This is a genomic window from Bacillus sp. C1 (assembly GCF_054570475.1).
Window position 1 is genome coordinate 87401 of the sequence record NZ_JBTMZT010000013.1, and the last position, 20733, is coordinate 108133.

Here is a 20733-nt window from a genome sequence, read left to right on the forward strand (position 1 = left end):
CATGTTTTTGAAATCAAAAGACGCTTACAACAAAAAACAACCGGCTCCTAGTGCAGGAACCGGCTCATCATGTCCTATTCAACCGACAGAAATATTTTTATACTTCCATCCTTCGCATAATATTCAAAATCCGTTTTGTACGCTCTTTTTATATCACTGTTCCAGATCTCAATCCAGGCGTTAAACACGCCCTTTGGGTCATTATGATCTACTTCAACAATGTAATAATTACCTGCTGGAATGATCACACTACTTTCCTCAGTGAGTTGCTCTTCCGTACCGATATATAAATCATAATCACCTGTAAAATCACTTTCATAGTTCGTATACACACCATACACTGCGCCTGTTAACCTTAACTGCAGAAACTCTTCCCACAACTTAATTATTGCTTCTGTATTTTCGTTATTTGTTCTGACTTTTTTTCCATAAATATTTTTTTCATTCACCGTTATATTCATATATACTCCCCCTCACTCATTTACACGGCAAGTATAACACTCATAATATGACAACAGTCTGTCAGCTTTTATAAATAAATTCAATTTCATCCCTATATTTATTTTTAAGCCATAGTGGTTCTACTATTTTTACATGTCTTCCAAACATGAGTAGAAATGGCAATATATTTTTATTACTATCATAATCAAAGGTTACTTTTAAATTGCCATCTTCAAGCACCTCTATTTCTTCATCCGTAAAGAAATCGTATAGTTTCCCTAATTCACTTTTGGAAAATAGCAGTATAATTTGAACTAATTTTTCTTTATATTCCTCTACATGTTCAAATTCGTTATCACAAACAATCTTCGTATCGTCATCTATTACTTCCATCCTTCTTATTCTAGTCAATTTAAATACTCTTAAAGCTTTTCGTAACCCGCAGATCGCTTCTACATACCAACTACCGTTCATAAAATTTAATTTTAATGGCTGGATCACCCGCTTCGACACATTTCCTGTTTGTGATACGTAAGAAATACGAATTTTATTTTCCCCTTCAATGATCGAAAGAAGTCTTTTCACCTTTCGTTTCGTCTCTTCTTCTATCGTTTCTCGGTGTAACGTAGAAGACGATATTGTCATATTAGAAGAAGACTCCTCTTTATTTTCCTTCAATAACTCTAATTTTTTTTGTAACATTGATAGTTGGTTGTTATCAAATAATTCATTTTTTAAGGTTAATCCTTCTAGTAAAAATTTCTTTTCCTCTTCACTAAATGTAAATGTATCTAGTTGATAGTTATCAATTAACGTAAAACCACCGTTCTTTCCTAAATAAGAAATAATAGGAATACCAATTGCTGATAAAGCATCTATATCACGATAAATGGTTCTTTTACTCACCTCAAATACATTTGCTAATTCTTCAGCTGGAACGATATCTTTTTTTAATAAATAGATGAGTATTGCAAGCATTCTTTCTGTTTTCATAACATCGTTAACCTCCTTGAGAGATGTGTGCGCGATTAGCAGACCACTCTTTTCATTTTATATAAATCCAATTTGATTTTCTAACGGATACATTATGGTTATAAAGAACAAACAGAGATTTTCACTCCTCTTCTCCTTCTGTTTTCACATGGAATGGGGCTATCGCTTCTATCCATGGCCGGATGCTCTCATCCATCTGAAAAGAATGGTTTTGATGTTCGTTTTTTAATTTGGATTTATATACAAAGTATGTTTTTCATATACTTGAAACATAAAGAAGACCACTCCAAAAAGAGTGGTCTTTCTCATCACTGCGCCGTTTTCTTTCGGTACATCTTCCCGTTCCAATAGAAGAATCGTGAAGTGAATCCACCGTATTTCACAATGCGCCGTGCCATTTGCTGCATATTCTTTTGCTCTGATACTTTTTGATCTGATAAATAAATTCCAAGTAAACCGCGGCTAATAAGGCGATGAAACTTTGCATGTGGTAAATCTCCAATATTTCTTTCTGCTTCTTTCACAAAATGTTTCATTCGCTCTAATATGACTTGTTCATTTTCATAATAACTACAGAAATTTAAATCTCCACCAATGCGATCTTCTTCTTGATCAATGAAATAATCAAGTAAAATATGAAGCCCTTGTACATATGGGAAATAACCTTGCTTAATCTTCGCAATATCTTCATCATGTAACTCATCGTGAAATGCATATGCAACAAGACAAAAGATTCCGAGCGTCGACCCTGCACATGCTGAAAATTCAAACCAGCTCATCGGCGGTACATGTTCCTTATGAGCTTCAAACCATGTTTGTAAGCGCGGTTCTCGCTCTTCTAATTTCACATGCTTATGAATTTGCAAATCACAGTAGTAACACGCAAGCTCATGAAGAATTGGTGCAATCTTGTCATAATGCTTTGTTTTCCGCAAAACATCTTGGCATGTCTCAACAAGTTCATCTAAGTAGCCACCGTCATCTTGATCATCACGATAACGATAGTAATTCACCCCTTCACTTTCAGGTGTTAATGCCGTTAACATGGATTCATGCAGTGCTGCAAAATCATTCGGATCAAGAGATGTACTCCGGTCGCACAAATTATCTAAATAATCACTAATCGTCTGATACGCCACAATAAAACGAATACATTCCTCACGTTGTTCATTTGCCAGCAGCGCTAAAATACCACCGCCTTCACAATGAAACGTTTTATGTTCAATACTGGCAATTGCTTGATTATGTAGCTCATCATTTGGAATATGGTAGGCACGCTCTTTCCACATCGCTAGCTCATGGTGTACAACCGGAAACACATCACGGTATACTTTCGCCATGAGCGTTATGGGATTACTCGGTACGTTCACTTCATCCTTCATCTCCTCTATTAAATGTACAAATACTCATTTATTTGTTTCTATTATGTTATTGACATGTACTTCAGTAAATGACTTAATATAATTCAAAATTTCCTCGCGCTCATACTCATTTAATAGCTCATGGTAACAATTCGGCCATTCTTTATATGCCTTATCACTAATCTTTACACTATCAAACCATTTACGGACACGTATTTTATCTACAAGTTTATCCTTACACGCCTGCATTAGCAAGAGCGGAACGTCTGGAAACTCATCGATTTTATCGTGAGCAATTTGAATCGATTTTATCAATTCACTATACCAACGAACTGATACCTTGCGCAAGAACAAAGAATCATTCTCCATCGCATCGCGAACTTCTTTATTTCTCGTTGACATTTCTACCGTAAGATTGGTGGAAAATTGCAATTTAGGTGCGAGAATATTTAACACTTTTGAGACAGCTCGAAGCGGTGCGGCAGGTACCGCTAATACCCCTAAACATGGCGAACTTAATATAATTCCATCTATATCTTCTCTCTTCGTTTCTTCCATCATTCGAATCACAATCAGTCCACCCATACTATGTCCAAATAAAAAAATAGGCAACCGATATTTCCTTGCTTCTTTCACCCATAGTTTTATTTCTTCTATGTATTCATCAAATGATTCAATATGTCCTCTATTTCTTGAAGTTGTTCCATGAGCCGGAAGATCTCCCATTACAACATGATACCCAAAATGAGTCCACATTTCGGCAAGCGCCTCATAGCGTCCATGATATTCCATCGCGCCGTGCACAATCACGATTACCGCTTTGGCTACTTCCGCTTCATAATTCCACATACGAAACTCCTCCATTTCACTCTTTTCCGTAATTTGATACACTAAAACTAGCTTCTAGGAAAGGAAGGCTTTACATGATATATCCTTATAAAGATAAAAATCCGAAAATTTCGAGTAGTGCTTTTATCGCTGACTACGTTACGATTACAGGTGATGTAACAATTGGCGAAGAATCAAGTATTTGGTTTAATACTGTTATTCGCGGCGATGTTTCTCAGACAGTCATTGGAAATCGAGTCAATGTACAAGATCAATGTACACTTCATCAAAGTCCACAGTATCCCCTTATTTTAGAAGATGATGTGACAGTTGGGCATCAAGTCATTTTACATAGTTGTACGATAAAAAAAGATGCTTTAATTGGGATGGGCTCTATCATTTTAGACGGTGCTGAAATTGGCGAAGGCGCATTCATCGGTGCTGGTAGCTTAGTTTCACAAGGAAAGAAAATCCCTCCTAATACGCTTGCTTTCGGGCGCCCTGCAAAAGTCATTCGTGAACTAACAGATGAAGATCGAAAAGATATGGAGCGTATTCGTAAACAATATGTTGAAAAAGGGCAGTACTATAAGTCACTGCAAAAATAGCTCTCTCCGCTGCCATTCAATTGGCAGCTTTTTTTCGTTAAAATTCTAATATTTTCTTTACAAAATCTTATTATTCCCTCAATAAAATCTTATTAAAATAGAAGATATCATCTCAATATATATGTAAATGAGAGGAAGATGTTTCATGAAAGCTAAATCCATCAGCTCCTTATATAAAATAGAATGTTACATTTTCAAAGGAATTAACCGCTACTTTGATCAAAAAACATTAAATATCTTTTTCCGTACGATTACACATCTCGGTGGTGCTACCTTTTCTATCTCGCTTGTCGCTTGCTTTCTTATCTTTTCAAAAGGAATTCTCCATACTACCGCAATCATAGCAGCGCTTTCCTTAACAATCAGTCACATTCCCGTGCAAATATTAAAAAGGTGGTACCCACGCAAACGGCCTTATTTAACGATTGCAGATGCAAAGTATCCATTACAGCCACTAACAGATCATTCTTTTCCGTCCGGCCATACAACAGCTATTTTTTCAGTCGTTGTTCCCTTTATTTGTTATGATCCAAATCTATTAGTCTTTTTACTTCCATTAGCAATGATTGTGGGAATTTCTCGCATTTACCTTGGTCTTCATTATCCATCAGATGTATTTGTAGGTATGTGCCTTGGCACATGTTCTGGCATCATCTCGTTTTATCAATTCATTCCATTTGTTATGTAAAGGGGAGATTAGATGAGAGTCGCCATATTTACTGATACATTTACACCGCAAGTAAACGGTGTAGCGAAAACATTAGATCGTTTAACCTGTTATTTTCAAAAGCAAAATATCGCTTACTCCGTATTTGCACCGCAGCATACAGCAGAAGATGACTTCGTAGCCAATGTAAATAAAATGAGAAGTATCCCGCTAAAAATATTATATCCAGAATGTCGCTTTGCTTTTCCAACTCCGCGTATTAAGCGGGAGCTTCTTCGCTTTCGGCCTGATATCATTCATATTGCTACACCTTTTAACATGGGACTTTCTGGTTTGTATTACGCGAAAAAATTAAATATCCCTCTTGTCGGTTCTTATCACACTGACTTTGATGCCTACTTGCAATATTATAAAATTGAATTTTTCTCCAATATGCTATGGAATTATATAAAGTGGTTTCATAGCCATATGCAAAAAAACTTTGTCCCTTCCCTGGAAACATTACAACAATTAACACAAAAGGAATTTCAAAATTTGTATATATGGGGGCGTGGCGTCGATTGCGCTCTCTTCCATCCAGCTTACAATAAAGACGTATTCCGAAAAAAATATAATATTACTGCTCCGCACATTCTTTCGTACGCAGGACGCATTGCCCCTGAAAAAGATATTGAAACACTTCGTACACTTATTCAGACAACGATAAACGAACGAAAAGATGATATTCATTGGCTGATCGCTGGAGACGGCCCGCTTGCAAAAGAATTACGTAAAACTGTCCCAACCAATAACGTAACCTTTACCGGATATTTGCAAAGAGAAAACTTAGCAGAAGCTTATGCCTGCTCTGACCTTATGGTATTTCCATCAGCTACCGAAACATTTGGCAATGTTGTACTCGAATCGCTCGCATGCGGAACACCAGTAATTGGTGCAAATAGCGGCGGGGTTAAAAATATTATTACGGATGGAAAAACAGGTTTCTTATGTGAACCGAAACAATCGGATTCATTTTTATCATCTATTTATCAATTATTGAATAACGAAGACATGCGAAAACAAATGAGCATAGCCGCTTATTCCTATGCTAGTACACAAAGCTGGGATGAAATTTTTCATGGTTTATTACAACAATATGAAGAGGTTCTTCATCAAAGTCATACAAAGGAATTGCTCGCATGAAAAAAGGAGCTACTCAGCTCCTTTTCCCATTATATAAACGGAAATACTCTTCCTTCGTATTCACATTCTCAAACCATTCTTTTTGTACATTCAATTCTTCTCCTATCACATACTTTACGTTGCACTGTGATAAAAGTTGTCCCATACTCCGTTTTCCTTCCTCTAACAAAGTATATATTTTCTCTTTCATATTCCTGTGATACGCTGCTAATAACGGCTGCTTTCTTCCATCAATCACTGGAACAATTGCCTCATATTCATCACTGATTTGTTCTATTAAAGTTGTAATCCAATCACTTGAAACGTTTGGTGTGTCACAAGGCGAAACAATGTACCACTCCGCCTCAATATGCTCCATTCCCGATACAATTCCAGCAAGCGGGCCGTTCCCGCGGTAAGCAGGGATATCTTCTATAACAGGAACAGTTACTAAATGCGCTATTCTTTCTTTTATATTTTGGTGACTGACTAACGCTACCTCTTGTAACACATGTTGCATCATACTCGAGACATGCTCGATAAAAGTATGCCCTTGCCAATTTGCCAATGCTTTCGGTTCACCAAAGCGCCTCGACATCCCACCTGCTAACACAATTCCAGCTACTTTTTTCATTGGCGATTTAGCTCAAATGTAATGTGTCCTAACTCTGGTAAAATCAATTTATTCATCGCCAGAAGCACTGCCCCGCTAGAACCTGGCATCGAAAAGATAACTTTTCTTCCAATCGTTCCGCCAATCGCCCTACTCAGCATCGCCGCGCTTCCGATATCTTCTAAATAACTAATCATGCGAAACAATTCGCCAAAGCCAACAATTTCTTTATCTAATAATGCCGAAACAGCTTCAATTGTCACATCACGCTTTGTAATGCCTGTTCCTCCATTTGTTAAAATAACATCAACATCTTCTTGATGATATCCACTTAATACAGCCTGCCTAATACTTTCTTTATCGTCTTTCACAATTTCATAAGCCGTTACGATGTGTCCTGTTTCTAATAATAATTGTTGCAATAACTTACCGCTCTTATCAGTTTCTTCAGTACGTGTATCAGAAACCGTAATAATTTTACAACGCACTTCTTTCGGCGCTTGTTTTTTATGTTCTGTAACGCTCATCTTCATCTTCATCCTCTCCCTCTTATGAACTACTCACAATTTTATCATATCGTATCGACATTCTTTCAAATATGAAATACATCACATTTACATAATTATCTAGTGAACAACTAAAATACCATGATACAATATTGGTATATAAATACAAATTTAAAAACTGACACACCCTTTGTTTTTTAGTTGGAAGAGAGCATCCGGCCGAGTGTAGTAGCGGTCAGTTCTCTTTTTATCCCCATGCCATGTAAAAACAAAAAAAGAAATAAGTGGGAATTTCCTTTTGTTTTCATAACCGCAATTTAGATGTTGGAAAATCAAAATGGATATATATAACCATAAAAGGTAGATTTCAATACATACTAAATAAATTTTCATAATTAGGAGGTTTATCTATGGAACTGTATCAAAAACTCACAACAGTATTCATCCTTCTATTTGTTGCATCCATCAGCGCTGGGATGGCGCTAAAGGAGGCCGTACCTTACTCCGCAATCAGTGGCTGGGGATTTGCGACGGTCTTTTTACTATGCAGTGCATTTTGTGCTGGAAAAGCACGCCAGAAGAAAGGATGATGAACATTGTTCCGCAAAAAACCTATACTTTGCAAGTCATGTGGGAAGGAAATTCAAACATATGAGAAAGCGTGGGTTCATATGCCGTTTCCTCCAAGCGGGATGACGAATATGAAAAAATATATTGAACTCGATGGGGTAGTATATTGTAATTCTTGTGCTGGAGTATGTAAGAACCAAAGTGCTGAGGTGAAATAAAGGAGGTTTTCTACTTGTTCGAGACAAATCGGATTCGTTTACGAAAGTTTTCAGAAAATGATATTCCAACCTATTACCATTGGCGAAATGATATAGAAGTTATGAGCACTACCAGTCTCACCCTTGATACATACTCTTTCCCGGAAACAGAGCAGTTTTGTGAACAAATCATTCACTCTTCTACCTCTAAAAGTTATATTATTGAACAAAAAGAGGATAACCTTCCAATCGGAATCACATCTTTAATTAACATTGACCCACATAATCGAAATGCAGAATGTATTATCGATATCGGAAAGAAAGATTATTGGGGACAAGGGTATGGAAAAGAAGCACTGACTTTATTATTAGAGTATGCCTTTTTAGAATTAAACTTACATCGTATATCCTTACGTGTATTTTCATTTAACGATAAGGCGATACATCTTTATAAAAAACTTGGCTTTCAACATGAAGGCAGTTGTAAAGAAGCTGTATTTCGAAATGGGAATTGGCATGATATTGAGCTTTTTGCATTACTACAGTCTAATTACAAATAAAAAAGCTTTGCGCTCCCGCGCAAAGCTTTTTTCCTATATTATAGACCAGCTTGCTCTTTTAAAGCTGCTGCTTTGTCTGTACGTTCCCATGAAAGATCTACATCAGTACGTCCGAAGTGGCCGTAAGCTGCTGTTTGTTTGTAAATTGGGCGACGTAAGTCTAACATTTTGATGATACCAGCTGGGCGAAGATCGAAGTTGTTACGAACTAGTTCTACTAGTACTTCTTCAGATACTTTACCAGTGCCGAATGTATCAACTGAAATTGATACTGGCTGTGCTACGCCGATTGCATATGCAAGTTGTACTTCTGCTTTGTCAGCAAGACCAGCTGCTACGATGTTTTTCGCGACATAACGAGCTGCATATGCTGCAGAACGGTCAACTTTTGTTGCATCTTTACCAGAGAATGCACCGCCGCCGTGACGAGCGTATCCACCATAAGTATCAACAATAATTTTACGTCCTGTTAAACCAGCATCACCTTGTGGTCCACCAATTACGAAGCGACCTGTTGGGTTAATAAAGAATTTTGTTTCTTCATTAATTAACTCAGCTGGTACAACGTGTTTAATAACGTGTTCTTTTAAATCACGATCGATTTGTTCCCATGTAACATCAGGGTGATGTTGCGTAGAAATTACAATTGTATCGACGCGTACTGGTTTACCATTTTCATCATACTCAACTGTAACTTGCGTTTTACCGTCTGGACGTAAATATTCTAAAGTTTCATCTTTACGAACTTCCGTTAAACGACGAGCTAATTTGTGAGCAAGTGAGATTGGAAGTGGCATTAATTCTTTTGTTTCATTACATGCGAAACCAAACATTAAACCTTGGTCCCCTGCACCAATTGCCTCAATCTCAGCATCAGTCATTTGACCTTCACGTGCTTCTAGCGCTTGGTCAACACCCATAGCGATGTCAGCAGATTGCTCATCGATAGATGTTAAAACTGCACAAGTTTCTGCATCGAATCCGTATTTTGCACGAGTATAGCCGATACCTTGAATTGTTTCACGAACGATTTTTGGAATATCTACATAAGTAGAAGTCGTAATTTCCCCCGCTACCAATACTAAACCAGTTGTTACTGTTGTTTCACAAGCTACACGTGCATTTGCGTCTTTTGCTAAGATCGCGTCTAAAATTGAATCAGAAATTTGGTCACAAATTTTATCTGGATGTCCTTCAGTTACAGACTCAGATGTGAACAGATGACGTTGTTTTGTCATTTGGTAAACCTCCCTACAGTAATTGTATATATTGTACGGAACTCATCCTTAATTTGCCACAAACTGCGACATTCATTTATTCTCCCACACAAGTATAAAGAAAAACCTTTCCCTATTATATAGAGGAAAGGTTTAATTTGCTACTTGCATACTGCTTTTTGCCCTTCGCTCTTATCGTTCGAGACCTTTCGCCTCGCACAGGTTTTAGCACCTATTCACTTGTTTATTACCGTTACAAGTGAGGTTGCTGGGCTTCATCGGGCCTGTCCCTCCGCCAGCTCGGGATAAGAGAGTATCCGTCCCAACCTATACTAAAGAAATGATATTCATTTGTCAATTCATATTCACATATTCCTAATAAGTTTTTCATAGAATCCCTCCCCGTTAACCATAAAATAAAATATCACACCTTCAAAATGTAAAAAAAGACAAGTAAAATGCCCCATTGACGAGAGTATTCTAGTCATGAAAAGATCCCAATGAGAGTCTCAATTTATGTCGAAAGAAATATAAATAAGAAAGATAATACATTCACACAAACAAAAGTAAATAAATAGTATACATTATTTATATGATTGTGTTATACTCTTGGTGGGGATTACGAGAAATATTTCATTAAAATGAAAAGGATGGTATATAAATATGAGTACTGTGAATGTCCAAATTGGATTACATGAATTACTGAACGGAAGCAATGCACAGATTCAACTAAGCGTTCCACAATTAGTGGAAAAAGTACTAATGAGAAACGAAGGAAAATTGACTTCTACTGGTGCCGTTTCTGCTTCTACAGGAAAATATACAGGACGTTCTCCTAAAGATAAATTTATTGTGAAAGAAGCGTCGATTGCAGATAAGATCGCTTGGGGTTCTGTCAATCAACCGATTTCTGAAGAACATTTTAATAAATTATATACAAAAGTATTAGAATACTTAAAAGAAAAAGAAGAATTGTTCGTATTTAAAGGCTTCGCTGGTGCGGATCGTAACTATCGTCTTCCGTTACAAGTTATTAACGAATATGCATGGCACAATTTATTTGTACATCAATTATTTATTCGTCCAACTGAAGAAGAATTAACAAATCATGAATCTGAATTTACAATTGTTTCTGCACCAAGTTTTAAAGCAGATCCAGCGATTGACGGCACAAATTCTGAAGCATTTATTATGGTTTCATTTGAAAAACGCATCGTATTAATCGGTGGTACGGAATACGCTGGAGAAATGAAAAAATCAATCTTCTCTATTATGAACTTCTTACTTCCAGAACAAGATATTTTATCGATGCACTGTTCTGCAAACGTAGGTGAAGAAGGCGATGTTGCTTTATTCTTCGGTTTATCTGGAACTGGTAAAACAACATTATCTGCTGACCCACACCGTAAATTAATTGGTGATGATGAGCATGGTTGGTCTGATAACGGCGTATTTAATATTGAAGGCGGTTGCTACGCAAAATGTATTAACCTTTCTCATGAGAAAGAGCCACAAATCTTTGATGCAATTACATTCGGATCAGTTCTTGAGAACGTTGTAATTGATAATCAAACACGCGTTGCAGATTATAATGACACTGCATTAACAGAAAATACACGTGCTGCATACCCAATACATGCGATCGATAATATCGTAATGCCAAGTGTTGCAGGACATCCAAATACAATTATTTTCTTAACTGCTGATGCATCTGGCGTATTACCTCCAATCAGTAAATTAAATAAAGAGCAAGCTATGTACCATTTCTTAAGCGGTTACACTAGTAAACTAGCAGGAACGGAGCGCGGCGTAACATCTCCGCAAGCGACATTCTCAACTTGCTTCGGTTCTCCATTCTTACCACTTGACGCATCTCGCTATGCTGAAATGCTTGGTGAAAAGATCGAGAAACATCATGCAAAAGTATTCCTAGTAAACACTGGCTGGACTGGTGGCGAATACGGCGTTGGGAAACGTATGAACTTAGGTTACACTCGTGCAATGGTGCAAGCAGCATTAAACGGCGAGCTTGATAACGCTGAAACAGCAAAACATGACGTCTTCGGTCTTGAAGTACCACTTCACGTGCCTGGTGTACCGGATGAAGTATTAATGCCTGAACAAACATGGGCCGATAAAGCAGCTTACAAAGCAAAAGCAACCGAACTTGCAAATCAGTTCAAAGAAAACTTCAAGAAGTTCGATAACGTTTCTGAAAGCATTATTAAATTAGGCGGCCCAATCGCTTAATTTAACCTTTACTGTTGGAATACCCCTTTACTCATATGAATAAGTATGTTGTAACCAAAAAGTTTCGCGTACTCACCGACAAAACCCAAGCGGAGCTTTACAGGTTACACTTACTTACAAATAAAAAAGAAGCTTACGATAAAAACGTAAGCTTCTTTCTATGTATAACTTTTCACCATACCAATCATAGCTTCGAGCACAAAAGCGGATCCCACACTCACGCTTTAGCCCGGCATGAGGCAAATACAGGCATTGACCGATTCTACGCATGAACGGATCACCTAAAAAAGGATTTTGTACTTATGTCAGGCCGTGTAGAAAGGGAAATGCTACAAAATTATAAAAAGAAACATGTTGATCTGATGAGGTTTGTTCGTATAAAATGGTGAATGAAATTTTATCAGCAATTTTTCAAATATATCAACCGTTTCTCACAATATATCGACGCAAATTTGAATATATTAACGATTCGACAAAGGATATCGACTAATCAACAAAAAACAGAAGCCCCCTAGCTCCTGTTTCCCAACAAACTGACTTAAGTACTTATCTATTCCTCCGCATCTTTCATACTATAATACGCCAAATTCACAACGATTAAAAAATAACCGCCCATAATCCCAACCGCAAACGCCCACATAACCATATGGTGTTCAATCTCATACATAATAATCGCGCCGAGTATCGCTGCTGCGAAGCGATTAACCATACCGAGTGTTGGTGCTTTACTCTTTTTTACAATACTATCTCCGAGCTTTTCAATCCGTCTTCCTAAAATCCACACGCAATACATACTAACAAGTAGACCAATCCCTGCCCCTAAAAAGTGTGCAGAAAAAGGTGTCATCGCCCAGCCTACTAGCATCGCGCCTAGCAAATAATACATTTGGATTTTAAATGACTTTAACGACATACTAATCATGCAATTCTCCTTTACCATTATCATCTTATTGCCATATCATCAGATTTTATCTGTTACATTCCAAGAAAAAATAACATAACTACTATGATTATGTTATTAAAATATTTTTCAGAAATAATATTATACAAGATTTCTAGTTTGGAAAGAGACACAATTTGTGACATTTTTACAAACATTTTTCATAGATTTACAAAAAAGTGATATCAATCTACAAAAATACGGATATGATGTATATATAAATCCATTTTGGATTTTTCAACACATAACCCGTTGCTATAAAGGACAAAAAGTGAACTACACTCATTCTCTCTCTTTGTTTTCACTTGGCATGGGACAGGAAGAGGGGCTGACCGCTTCTACGCATGGCCGGATGCTCTCTCCCTCCTAAAAAGAATGGTTTTATGTCATTTTTTTAATTTGTATTTATATACATTACAGCCTTGGAAATATAAAGAAACCTCCACTCATTCTCTCTTTCTGTTCTCACATTGTATGGGGCGAAAATAGACTCTGTCCCGCCGAATCCCTTCTCCTATCTAATGGCTTATATCGGTTTTCAATTTGTAAGTGTAAATACACATATAAAGGGGGCATCTAATGATTTATTTTTTAATGGCTCTCATCCACCTCACTATCCCTGCACTTATAGGACTCTCATTATATTGGTACACAAACAAACATAGTATCTTCTACGCTGTCCTTGGTACCCTTCTCTCTGGAATTATTCTCACTACACTATTTCGCATACCTATTCTTAACTTCATTCCACTTATTATCGCGATTTTGTTCCTTATATTTTTACCAAAAATAAAAAAATAGGAAAGCAGATCACGATTGATCTGTTTTCCTATTTTGATATATGCTCTGACACGACAGATTGCGCCTCAAGTTTTTCAGACTTCACAAACCATAAACCGAGAAAAATAATACCTCCGCCAATCATTTGCTGCAGCGAAATATGTTCCTGTGCCCATACTGCCGCAAATACAACCGCAACAAGCGGTGTAATATACATATATACCATCGTATGAGAAGCCCCAATTCTTTGCACTCCAATATACCACATCACTAAACCGAATACGGTTACAAAGAAAATGGAATATAATAGCGCAAACCACGTCATTCCTCGTTCAATTTGAAATGGCAGCGAAAAAGTATACGAGCCGCTTAGTATAACAAGTGGAATTGCGCCAACAACTGCTGACCATGCCGTTACACGAAGGGCTGAATATTTTTTAATAAGTGGTCCTGCTAACACTGGATATAGCCCCCAGCACAGCGATGTAACAATTCCAATTCCATTTCCGTAAAAAGACCCCGCGAGTGAATGCCCCGCCAATAAAACGAGCCCAGCTCCCCCACAAGCTATAATAGAACCAATTAATTTTCGGGAAGAAAACTTCTCTTGTTTTAAAAAAATCGCAAACATCGTTGTAAAAATAGGTGAAATAGAAATAAGTAAAGAAGCATTCGTAGCGGATGTATATTTAATCGTCTCCATAAACAACGTTTGATACAATACGATACCGACAATACTCACAACGATGAGCCTCGGTATGTCTCTTCTCTCCATATACAATGATTTTTCCATATAGAATGTCAATAATAATAATAGAGGTGCTGCTGCAAACATACGAAGCGCAGTAAATTCAACTGCCGTAAACTCCGCAAGTCCATATTTACCGATTGTATAATTTACACCCCAAATGATTACAACACTTAAAAGCAATAATTCAATTCCCCATCTCCTCATGCATATCCCCTCCGCAAAGAATATTATACAGAAATTTCAATCAAATGTATATTTCAGGAACTGAACGATCTCATAAGAAAAAGGAGCGTATAATTCGCTCCCTTTTCATCAGTTATACTCGAATGTGAAGTTTCATATTCGGATTATAAAATTGGCTTGGGCTTTTTAATTGAAAATGCCCGCCTGATTCGTGTAAATCGACAGTTAACTTGTCATCCATAAAAACAAGCTTTGTACGATCCGCAATGAATTGCAACGTATTTGAATCAATATCTACATCACGTTCATCTTTCTCTGATACAGCTACTAAATCAATAATCCCGCTCATCACACAGCCGCATCCTTCATTATCATAAAATAGTTTTATAAATTTCGCTTCACTTGGAATCGTATCCATAATCTTTTTATATGCTGCATCTGTTACAGTTACGTACATATACTGATCCTCCCTACTTCTATACATCATTCTTATATTGTACCATTCTTTTATTAAACTCTATCCGTTTATTGCATATAAAAAATTAAGACCAGCATGCAATGTATGTGATTAAGGAGGATGTATGATGCTAGCCTTGGTCTACGAGATTAATAAAAAAGTTTACGTAAAAAGGGATATACAGCTAAACCTACATATCCCTTTTTACTACACTCAAAATCTCATGAGGAATTTCAAAAACATAATCAGCCTCTTCAAATCCAGTCGTTGTTTTCGCTCCCCATAACGCTAATCCAAATTTTGTTCCCGCTTGTTTTGCACATTGTAAATCATATACCGAATCCCCTATATAGATGGCTTCTTCTGCATGAATATTAAGGCGCTTTAAGCATTCTAATAAGGGCTCTGGATGCGGCTTATGCTTACTCGTGTCTTCCACACAAATAGAATGTTCAATATGAACGCGTAAGCCAAATGGTTCAAAACTGTCAATAAACTCCTGTCTCGTTTTCGAAGTAACAATCCCTGTTTGAAAACGAGATGTGGCCACTTCGCTAATCACTTCTTCTATTCCTTCAAAGACTACAACTTCATTCTGAAATCCTATCATATTCTGTATCCACTTTTGATGAGCGTCGCCTATATTCTTTACTCCTAACTTTTGTAACGTTATAATTCCAGGAATTCCTAACGCAAATCGCAACTCTTCTAAAGAGTACTGCATTCCTTCTTCCTGCAATGTTTTTTGCAATGAATATAAAACCGCCTTCTCTGTATCTAGAATGGTTCCATCAATATCAAAAATAATCCCCTTCATCTTTACATCCCCCTTTTTCTTCCTTACTCTCCTAGCATTACTTCAATACCGTAATTTTTCACTGCATCCCCTAAACGATTTGGCATTCTCTCATTTGTAATCATCGTATCTATTGATTCTAACTGTAATGCTTTAAAGTTTTGACGCTGATTAAACTTCGTCGCATCAATCAGTAAAAACACTTGATTCGTCCGTTTAATTACTTCGCGCTTAAAATAAATATCCTCCTCAAACGCATAATACACACCCTCTTCTGTAATCCCAGGTGCCCCAAGAAATACTTTATCAAAATGATAATCCTTTAATTTTTCCATCGCTGCGAATCCCGTTACGTGACGAGATTGTTTATTCAGTTGTCCACCTAAAATATGAATATTTACGTTTGTAGTTTCAGCTAAACGATTCACTGTATCAATTGAATTTGTCACGACCGTCACATTATTTGCTTCTAAAAATGATGCCATACAATTCACAGTGGTAGAAACATCTAAATAAATAATTTCATTGTCTTGCACGAAAGAAGCTGCTTTTTTCCCAATGGCTTGCTTATACTCAGATTCTTTCTGTTCACGATTCACGTAATCCGAAATTTTATGATGAAAAGAAGGTATAGCCACTCCTCCATGCGTCCGGACAATTGCCGTCTCATCTGTAAGTTTCACAATATCTCTTCGTGCCGTATCCCTTGAAACACGAAACAATTCACACATCATTTTCAAGCTCATTGTTTTATGATCATTCAAGTATTCGGTTATTCGTATTAACCTTTCATCTTGATTCATTTTATCACCCAATTCCATTTACTTTTAAGTCATTTTAAGTTATTTTAAGTATAACATATAAAATAACTTAAAATGACTTATTTCTACTTAAAGGAGTGGGAACATGGTACGTACAATTATTTTTGATTTTGATGGGACATTAGCTGACACATTACCTTTATGTTATTATTCGTTTCAGAACGTTTTTCAAGAATTTGATAATAAAGCTTTAACAGACTCTGATATTCGTTCCATGTTTGGCCCAAGTGAAGTTGGGATTATTCATTCCAATTTGATTTCATCGGATAAAGAAGCTGCTGTTGAAAAATATTATAAGTGGTATAAAGAAAAACATCATGAGTACGTAGACACCAATATTGAAATAAGCAATCTTTTATTAGATTTAAAGAAAAAAGGATTCCAGTTAGCTATCGTAACAGGAAAAGCTCGTAAAAGTTTAGATATTTCTTTGGAAGCACTAAAATTGAACTCCTTATTTGACTGTATTATAACTGGTGATGATGTAATCAAACCAAAACCTGACCCTGAAGGAATTTTTCATATTTTAAATGCATTAAACATAACAAAAGAACAAGCATTATTCATAGGAGATAGTGACGCAGATATACTTACTGGGAAAAATGTGGGTGTGTTTACAGTTGGAGTTCAATGGTTACCAAACTATCAATCTCCCGTGTTCTCTGTGCAACCGGATTATTTTATCAACAATATACACGATTTTATTCCTTTACTTGCTAGCAAATTAACCATGGCATAAAAAAGAAAGTACATCACTCTCAGTTAAGTGATGTACTTTCTTTTTTATCTTCTTCTGTCAATTCTAAAACATCCCACAAATCTCCCCACGCCCTCATCGCATCAAAAATCGGCCGCAGTGTTTGTCCTTTTTCTGATAGAGAATATTCCACATGAGGCGGCATTGTCGAATAAACCGTTCTATCTATGATGTTTTCGTTTTCTAATTCTTTTAAGCGTAATGAAAGTGTTCTTGGGCTAATACCTGTTAATGATTTTTCTAATTCTGCAAACCGTTTCGGTCCATAAAATAAGTCGCGCAAAATAAGAAATGTCCACTTCCCCCCGATTACACGCATCGTTTTTTCAATGGAGCACCTTGATACGTTTTGCTCTTCCTTTCCGCACATTGTATCCATCCCCCTTAACTATACTAAAGTAAAGTATCTATATAAAAATTCCGTACTTCCATAAGTAAAGCACTTTATTTATTATAGTGTTTAGGAAAATATTAGTAAATATATATTAGGAGGATTCAATATGGTAACAAACACAGCAACACCTTTAGACACAAAGCAAGTAAAATCTTCTAGCATCCTAACTCTACTGGCACTCGCAATGGGATTTATTATGGCCACTCTTGACGTAACCGTCGTAAACGTTGCGATTGCTGACATTCAAACTAGTTTTCACATCGGACTTTCTAGTGCAACTTGGATTGTCGACGGCTACATTTTATCATTCGCATCTTTTCTTCTCATCGGTGGGTCACTTGCAAACCGTTTTGGGGCGAAACATATGTATATCATTGGACTCGTTTGTTTCGTTCTCGCTTCACTTTTCTGTTCTATCGCATCATCTGGAAATAGTCTTGTCATTGCACGAATTCTGCAAGGTGTCGGGGCTGCACTCTTCATGCCGAGCTCCCTTAGCCTTCTTGCCGCTTCTTATCACAATGAAAGACAACGGGCAAAAATGTTCGGAATATGGTCCGCCATCGTTTCGGTTGCTTCAGGTATTGGGCCTTTCATTGGGGGCGTTCTTGTAAACTCATTTGGATGGCGGAGTATTTTCATCATCAATCTCCCAATCGGAATCATCGGTATCTTCATGGCTTACTATATTATTTCTACTCCACCTCGCCAGCAAATTAAACTGAATCTTCTCGGCCATGGATTAGGTGTGGTTACTTTGGCTAGCTTAGCTTTCAGTTTAATTGAAGGGCCTTCCTCCGGCTGGTCTTCACCGCAAATACTAGGGGGATTTCTTTTTACAATTGTAACCGCTATTTTGTTTATTATCGCTGAACGTAATGCAAAGCAACCAATTATTCCATTCTCATTATTTCATAATCAACAATTTTCTTCGGCAAATGTCGTCGGCTTTTTAATTAACTTTTCATTGTTTGGCGGGATTTTTATGTTCAGTTTATTTCTTCAATACGCTCGGGGAGCTAGCCCTTTTCTAGCCGGACTCGAATTATTGCCAATGATGGCTGTCTTTGTGATTGGAAATCTCTTATTCGCTAAGCTGACATCTCGTTTCGGTTCCAAATTACCGCTTCTTATTTCCTTACTCGTTGCCAGTTTTGGTTCATTTTTCTTACTTCTTATTTCACCCAATATGCCCTATTCACTGCTCGCCATTATTTATGCCACCGTAAATCTTTGTATAGGTGTTGCAGTTCCAGCAATGACTACAACTGTAATGCAAGCCGCTGGTCGTGAAAATGGAAATATAGCTGGAGCGACTTTAAACGTAAATCGTCAAGTTGGTGCATTAGTTGGTGTCGCCATTATGGGGGGCATTCTAAGTGAAGCTTCTTCTTGGTATAACGGTGCAATATACAGTTTCTTAACGATGGGACTTTCCTATCTCACCGCATCTTTTCTCGTATGGCGCTTTATTAAACATAATTCTTAACAAAAAAAAGAGAGGGCTGTCTTCCCTCTCTCATTCATCAACGAATTGGCAATGTAATATCGACTGTCGTCCCTACACCAACTTCACTCTCAAACGTTATCTTTCCTTGATGTTCTTCAATAATTTTATAGGTAACCATTAATCCTAAACCAGTTCCATCATCTTTCGTTGTGTAAAAAGCTTCACTCAGTTTAGAAATTTTTTCTTTCGGTATGCCGCATCCTTCATCCTTAATTCGAACAGTCATTGTCTCTTTTACATCTACTTGAATTGTAATCTTTCCGCCACCTGGCATAGCTTCAATCGCATTTTTGATTATATTTAAAAATACTTGTTTTAGCTGTAAACTATCACATTTAATAAGCGGCATTTTTTCATTATAATTCGTATAAATTGTAATGCGTTGTTTGTTCGCTGTTCCACCAATAACACGCTCAACATAGGAAATGATCTCTTGTATATCATGAAATTCATATGCCTTTAATTTAGAATTTCCTAATATCATCAAATCATTTGCAATAATTTCAATTCGTCCTATTTCTTGCTCCATGATATCACAATATACTTTATCCTCAGGATGCTTTTCTTGTTGTCCTCTAATAAAACTTTTCAACAGCATTAATGGATTCCGCATTTTAAATCCGATAACTGTTGCCATCCTTCCAATGACAGCCATCTTCTCTGACTTTTGTAATTCTTTATGTGTCATTTCAATTGTACGTATATAAGATTGAAATCTCACTAAAATAATCCACCCTATACTTGAGAACAAACTACACATAACGATTGGAATTAAGACAACAACAGACTTTGCAATTATCCCCATTAAGGCATATTTTATAATTGACCCCACCGATACTAACCAAAAATAGCGTCTATTCACAAAGAATGGTGCAAACAAAAAGAAAAATCCTTCTACTATATTACCTGCATCAAACTGTAAATCCGTTCCATAATAAATGATAAAATTATGGATGAAATCTAATAGACTATATCCTATGAAAATAATATATTTCACAGCATACGGATTCTTCCGCTTCATAACATATATTCCTATAAACGCTAATATAGTCACAAGAATATATAGCCATATCCCTAAACCTCTTTCTAAGATTGGAGCACCGTTCCCACCTTCTAGCTTAGGCATAATATAATAATATGAAACATCATAAATAAAAAAAATCGCAAGAAATAAACTTAAAAATAACTTTAACGTTCGAACCTCTTCTTTTGTTAATGTGTAAACACTGCCCATGTAATAACTCCTCTATTCACAATGAATACTCCCCCACTTAGCAAAGCTTGAAGTGGAGGTTTCTAACGTTTCGACCTAACGGACGATTAACGTCAGCGGGGTTAACACACTAGCGAGCTGTTTCACGCCTAACCCCTC

At 36.8% G+C, this 20733-nt stretch carries 25 protein-coding genes and 1 riboswitch; of the genes, 11 read left to right on the forward strand and 14 right to left on the reverse strand.

Going from position 1 to position 20733, the window contains the following annotated elements; translation table 11 throughout:
- Positions 1-74: 74 nt before the first annotated feature.
- The 4 genes from ACX5JI_RS22810 to ACX5JI_RS22825 all read right to left on the reverse strand — a co-directional run bounded on the left by ACX5JI_RS22810 (position 75) and on the right by ACX5JI_RS22825 (position 3644).
- The gene (locus ACX5JI_RS22810) at positions 75-461 is read right to left on the reverse strand and encodes a GyrI-like domain-containing protein (protein WP_459503302.1); all 387 of its coding nucleotides are present in this window, start codon (positions 459-461) and stop codon (positions 75-77) included.
- A gap of 61 nt (positions 462-522) precedes the next feature.
- On the reverse strand, positions 523-1434 hold the full coding sequence (locus ACX5JI_RS22815) for a helix-turn-helix transcriptional regulator (protein WP_459503303.1): 912 nt from the start codon (positions 1432-1434) through the stop codon (positions 523-525).
- A gap of 308 nt (positions 1435-1742) precedes the next feature.
- Positions 1743-2804: a tetraprenyl-beta-curcumene synthase gene (gene tbcS / locus ACX5JI_RS22820; RefSeq protein ID WP_459503304.1), complete on the reverse strand. Its 1062-nt coding sequence runs from the start codon at positions 2802-2804 to the stop codon at positions 1743-1745.
- Positions 2805-2840: 36 nt separating this feature from the next.
- Entirely contained in the window at positions 2841-3644 is an 804-nt protein-coding gene (locus ACX5JI_RS22825; protein WP_459503305.1) for an alpha/beta hydrolase, read from the reverse strand.
- A 74-nt stretch (positions 3645-3718) separates the two neighbouring features.
- On the opposite strand from ACX5JI_RS22825, the gene ACX5JI_RS22830 reads away from it, so the two are divergent.
- The 3 genes from ACX5JI_RS22830 (at position 3719) to ACX5JI_RS22840 (ending at position 6080) form a co-directional block, all read left to right on the forward strand.
- Positions 3719-4231 (forward strand): gamma carbonic anhydrase, encoded by a 513-nt coding sequence (locus tag ACX5JI_RS22830; protein WP_459503306.1) that lies wholly within the window; start codon positions 3719-3721, stop codon positions 4229-4231.
- 145 nt (positions 4232-4376) lie between these two features.
- Positions 4377-4919 (forward strand): phosphatase PAP2 family protein, encoded by a 543-nt coding sequence (locus tag ACX5JI_RS22835; RefSeq protein ID WP_459503307.1) that lies wholly within the window; start codon positions 4377-4379, stop codon positions 4917-4919.
- 12 nt (positions 4920-4931) lie between these two features.
- Positions 4932-6080: a glycosyltransferase family 4 protein gene (locus ACX5JI_RS22840; RefSeq protein ID WP_459503308.1), complete on the forward strand. Its 1149-nt coding sequence runs from the start codon at positions 4932-4934 to the stop codon at positions 6078-6080.
- A gap of 13 nt (positions 6081-6093) precedes the next feature.
- Here ACX5JI_RS22840 and mobA read toward each other — a convergent pair whose 3' ends face one another.
- The gene (gene mobA, locus ACX5JI_RS22845) at positions 6094-6693 is read right to left on the reverse strand and encodes a molybdenum cofactor guanylyltransferase (protein WP_459503309.1); all 600 of its coding nucleotides are present in this window, start codon (positions 6691-6693) and stop codon (positions 6094-6096) included.
- Positions 6690-7199, reverse strand: a complete 510-nt coding sequence (locus ACX5JI_RS22850; protein WP_459503328.1) for a MogA/MoaB family molybdenum cofactor biosynthesis protein — start codon at positions 7197-7199, stop codon at positions 6690-6692. Before ACX5JI_RS22850 ends, mobA begins: the two co-directional genes overlap by 4 nt.
- Positions 7200-7588: 389 nt before the next feature.
- On the opposite strand from ACX5JI_RS22850, the gene ACX5JI_RS22855 reads away from it, so the two are divergent.
- Genes ACX5JI_RS22855 through ACX5JI_RS22865 form a run of 3 tightly spaced genes read left to right on the forward strand, consistent with a single transcriptional unit; the run spans position 7589 to position 8505 of the window.
- On the forward strand, positions 7589-7768 hold the full coding sequence (locus ACX5JI_RS22855) for a hypothetical protein (RefSeq protein ID WP_459503310.1): 180 nt from the start codon (positions 7589-7591) through the stop codon (positions 7766-7768).
- Between the two features lie 6 nt (positions 7769-7774).
- Entirely contained in the window at positions 7775-7966 is a 192-nt protein-coding gene (locus ACX5JI_RS22860; protein WP_459503311.1) for a hypothetical protein, read from the forward strand.
- A gap of 14 nt (positions 7967-7980) precedes the next feature.
- Positions 7981-8505: a GNAT family N-acetyltransferase gene (locus ACX5JI_RS22865; RefSeq protein WP_459503312.1), complete on the forward strand. Its 525-nt coding sequence runs from the start codon at positions 7981-7983 to the stop codon at positions 8503-8505.
- Between the two features lie 38 nt (positions 8506-8543).
- On the opposite strand, the gene metK is transcribed toward ACX5JI_RS22865, so the two are convergent.
- Entirely contained in the window at positions 8544-9743 is a 1200-nt protein-coding gene (metK, locus tag ACX5JI_RS22870) for a methionine adenosyltransferase (RefSeq protein WP_459503313.1), read from the reverse strand.
- Between the two features lie 168 nt (positions 9744-9911).
- A riboswitch (SAM riboswitch) is annotated at positions 9912-10034 on the reverse strand.
- Between the two features lie 351 nt (positions 10035-10385).
- On the opposite strand from metK, the gene pckA reads away from it, so the two are divergent.
- Positions 10386-11972: a phosphoenolpyruvate carboxykinase (ATP) gene (gene pckA / locus ACX5JI_RS22875; protein ID WP_459503314.1), complete on the forward strand. Its 1587-nt coding sequence runs from the start codon at positions 10386-10388 to the stop codon at positions 11970-11972.
- Positions 11973-12522: 550 nt separating this feature from the next.
- Here the strand turns inward: pckA and ACX5JI_RS22880 are convergent.
- Positions 12523-12894 carry an ATP synthase subunit I gene (locus tag ACX5JI_RS22880; RefSeq protein WP_459503315.1) on the reverse strand — a complete coding sequence of 124 codons (372 nt, stop codon included), beginning with the start codon at positions 12892-12894 and terminating at the stop codon, positions 12523-12525.
- A gap of 157 nt (positions 12895-13051) precedes the next feature.
- On the opposite strand from ACX5JI_RS22880, the gene ACX5JI_RS22885 reads away from it, so the two are divergent.
- On the forward strand, positions 13052-13282 hold the full coding sequence (locus tag ACX5JI_RS22885) for a hypothetical protein (protein ID WP_459503316.1): 231 nt from the start codon (positions 13052-13054) through the stop codon (positions 13280-13282).
- 209 nt (positions 13283-13491) lie between these two features.
- Positions 13492-13713, forward strand: a complete 222-nt coding sequence (locus ACX5JI_RS22890; protein ID WP_459503317.1) for a hypothetical protein — start codon at positions 13492-13494, stop codon at positions 13711-13713.
- Between the two features lie 28 nt (positions 13714-13741).
- On the opposite strand, the gene ACX5JI_RS22895 is transcribed toward ACX5JI_RS22890, so the two are convergent.
- The 4 genes from ACX5JI_RS22895 to ACX5JI_RS22910 all read right to left on the reverse strand — a co-directional run bounded on the left by ACX5JI_RS22895 (position 13742) and on the right by ACX5JI_RS22910 (position 16682).
- Positions 13742-14647: a DMT family transporter gene (locus ACX5JI_RS22895; RefSeq protein ID WP_459503318.1), complete on the reverse strand. Its 906-nt coding sequence runs from the start codon at positions 14645-14647 to the stop codon at positions 13742-13744.
- A gap of 112 nt (positions 14648-14759) precedes the next feature.
- Positions 14760-15083, reverse strand: coding sequence for an iron-sulfur cluster biosynthesis family protein (locus tag ACX5JI_RS22900; protein ID WP_459503319.1), 324 nt, complete (start codon positions 15081-15083; stop codon positions 14760-14762).
- Between the two features lie 190 nt (positions 15084-15273).
- The gene (locus ACX5JI_RS22905; RefSeq protein ID WP_459503320.1) at positions 15274-15900 is read right to left on the reverse strand and encodes an HAD family hydrolase; all 627 of its coding nucleotides are present in this window, start codon (positions 15898-15900) and stop codon (positions 15274-15276) included.
- Between the two features lie 23 nt (positions 15901-15923).
- Positions 15924-16682, reverse strand: coding sequence for a DeoR/GlpR family DNA-binding transcription regulator (locus tag ACX5JI_RS22910; protein WP_459503321.1), 759 nt, complete (start codon positions 16680-16682; stop codon positions 15924-15926).
- Positions 16683-16785: 103 nt separating this feature from the next.
- Here ACX5JI_RS22910 and ACX5JI_RS22915 point away from each other — a divergent pair, with 103 nt between their 5' ends.
- Positions 16786-17439, forward strand: coding sequence for an HAD family hydrolase (locus ACX5JI_RS22915; RefSeq protein WP_459503322.1), 654 nt, complete (start codon positions 16786-16788; stop codon positions 17437-17439).
- 19 nt (positions 17440-17458) lie between these two features.
- Here ACX5JI_RS22915 and ACX5JI_RS22920 read toward each other — a convergent pair whose 3' ends face one another.
- Positions 17459-17827 carry a winged helix-turn-helix transcriptional regulator gene (locus ACX5JI_RS22920; protein ID WP_459503323.1) on the reverse strand — a complete coding sequence of 123 codons (369 nt, stop codon included), beginning with the start codon at positions 17825-17827 and terminating at the stop codon, positions 17459-17461.
- 130 nt (positions 17828-17957) lie between these two features.
- On the opposite strand from ACX5JI_RS22920, the gene ACX5JI_RS22925 reads away from it, so the two are divergent.
- The gene (locus tag ACX5JI_RS22925; RefSeq protein WP_459503324.1) at positions 17958-19340 is read left to right on the forward strand and encodes an MFS transporter; all 1383 of its coding nucleotides are present in this window, start codon (positions 17958-17960) and stop codon (positions 19338-19340) included.
- Between the two features lie 37 nt (positions 19341-19377).
- Here the strand turns inward: ACX5JI_RS22925 and ACX5JI_RS22930 are convergent, their stop codons facing one another.
- The gene (locus ACX5JI_RS22930; protein ID WP_459503325.1) at positions 19378-20595 is read right to left on the reverse strand and encodes an ATP-binding protein; all 1218 of its coding nucleotides are present in this window, start codon (positions 20593-20595) and stop codon (positions 19378-19380) included.
- Between the last annotated feature and the right edge of the window lie 138 nt (positions 20596-20733).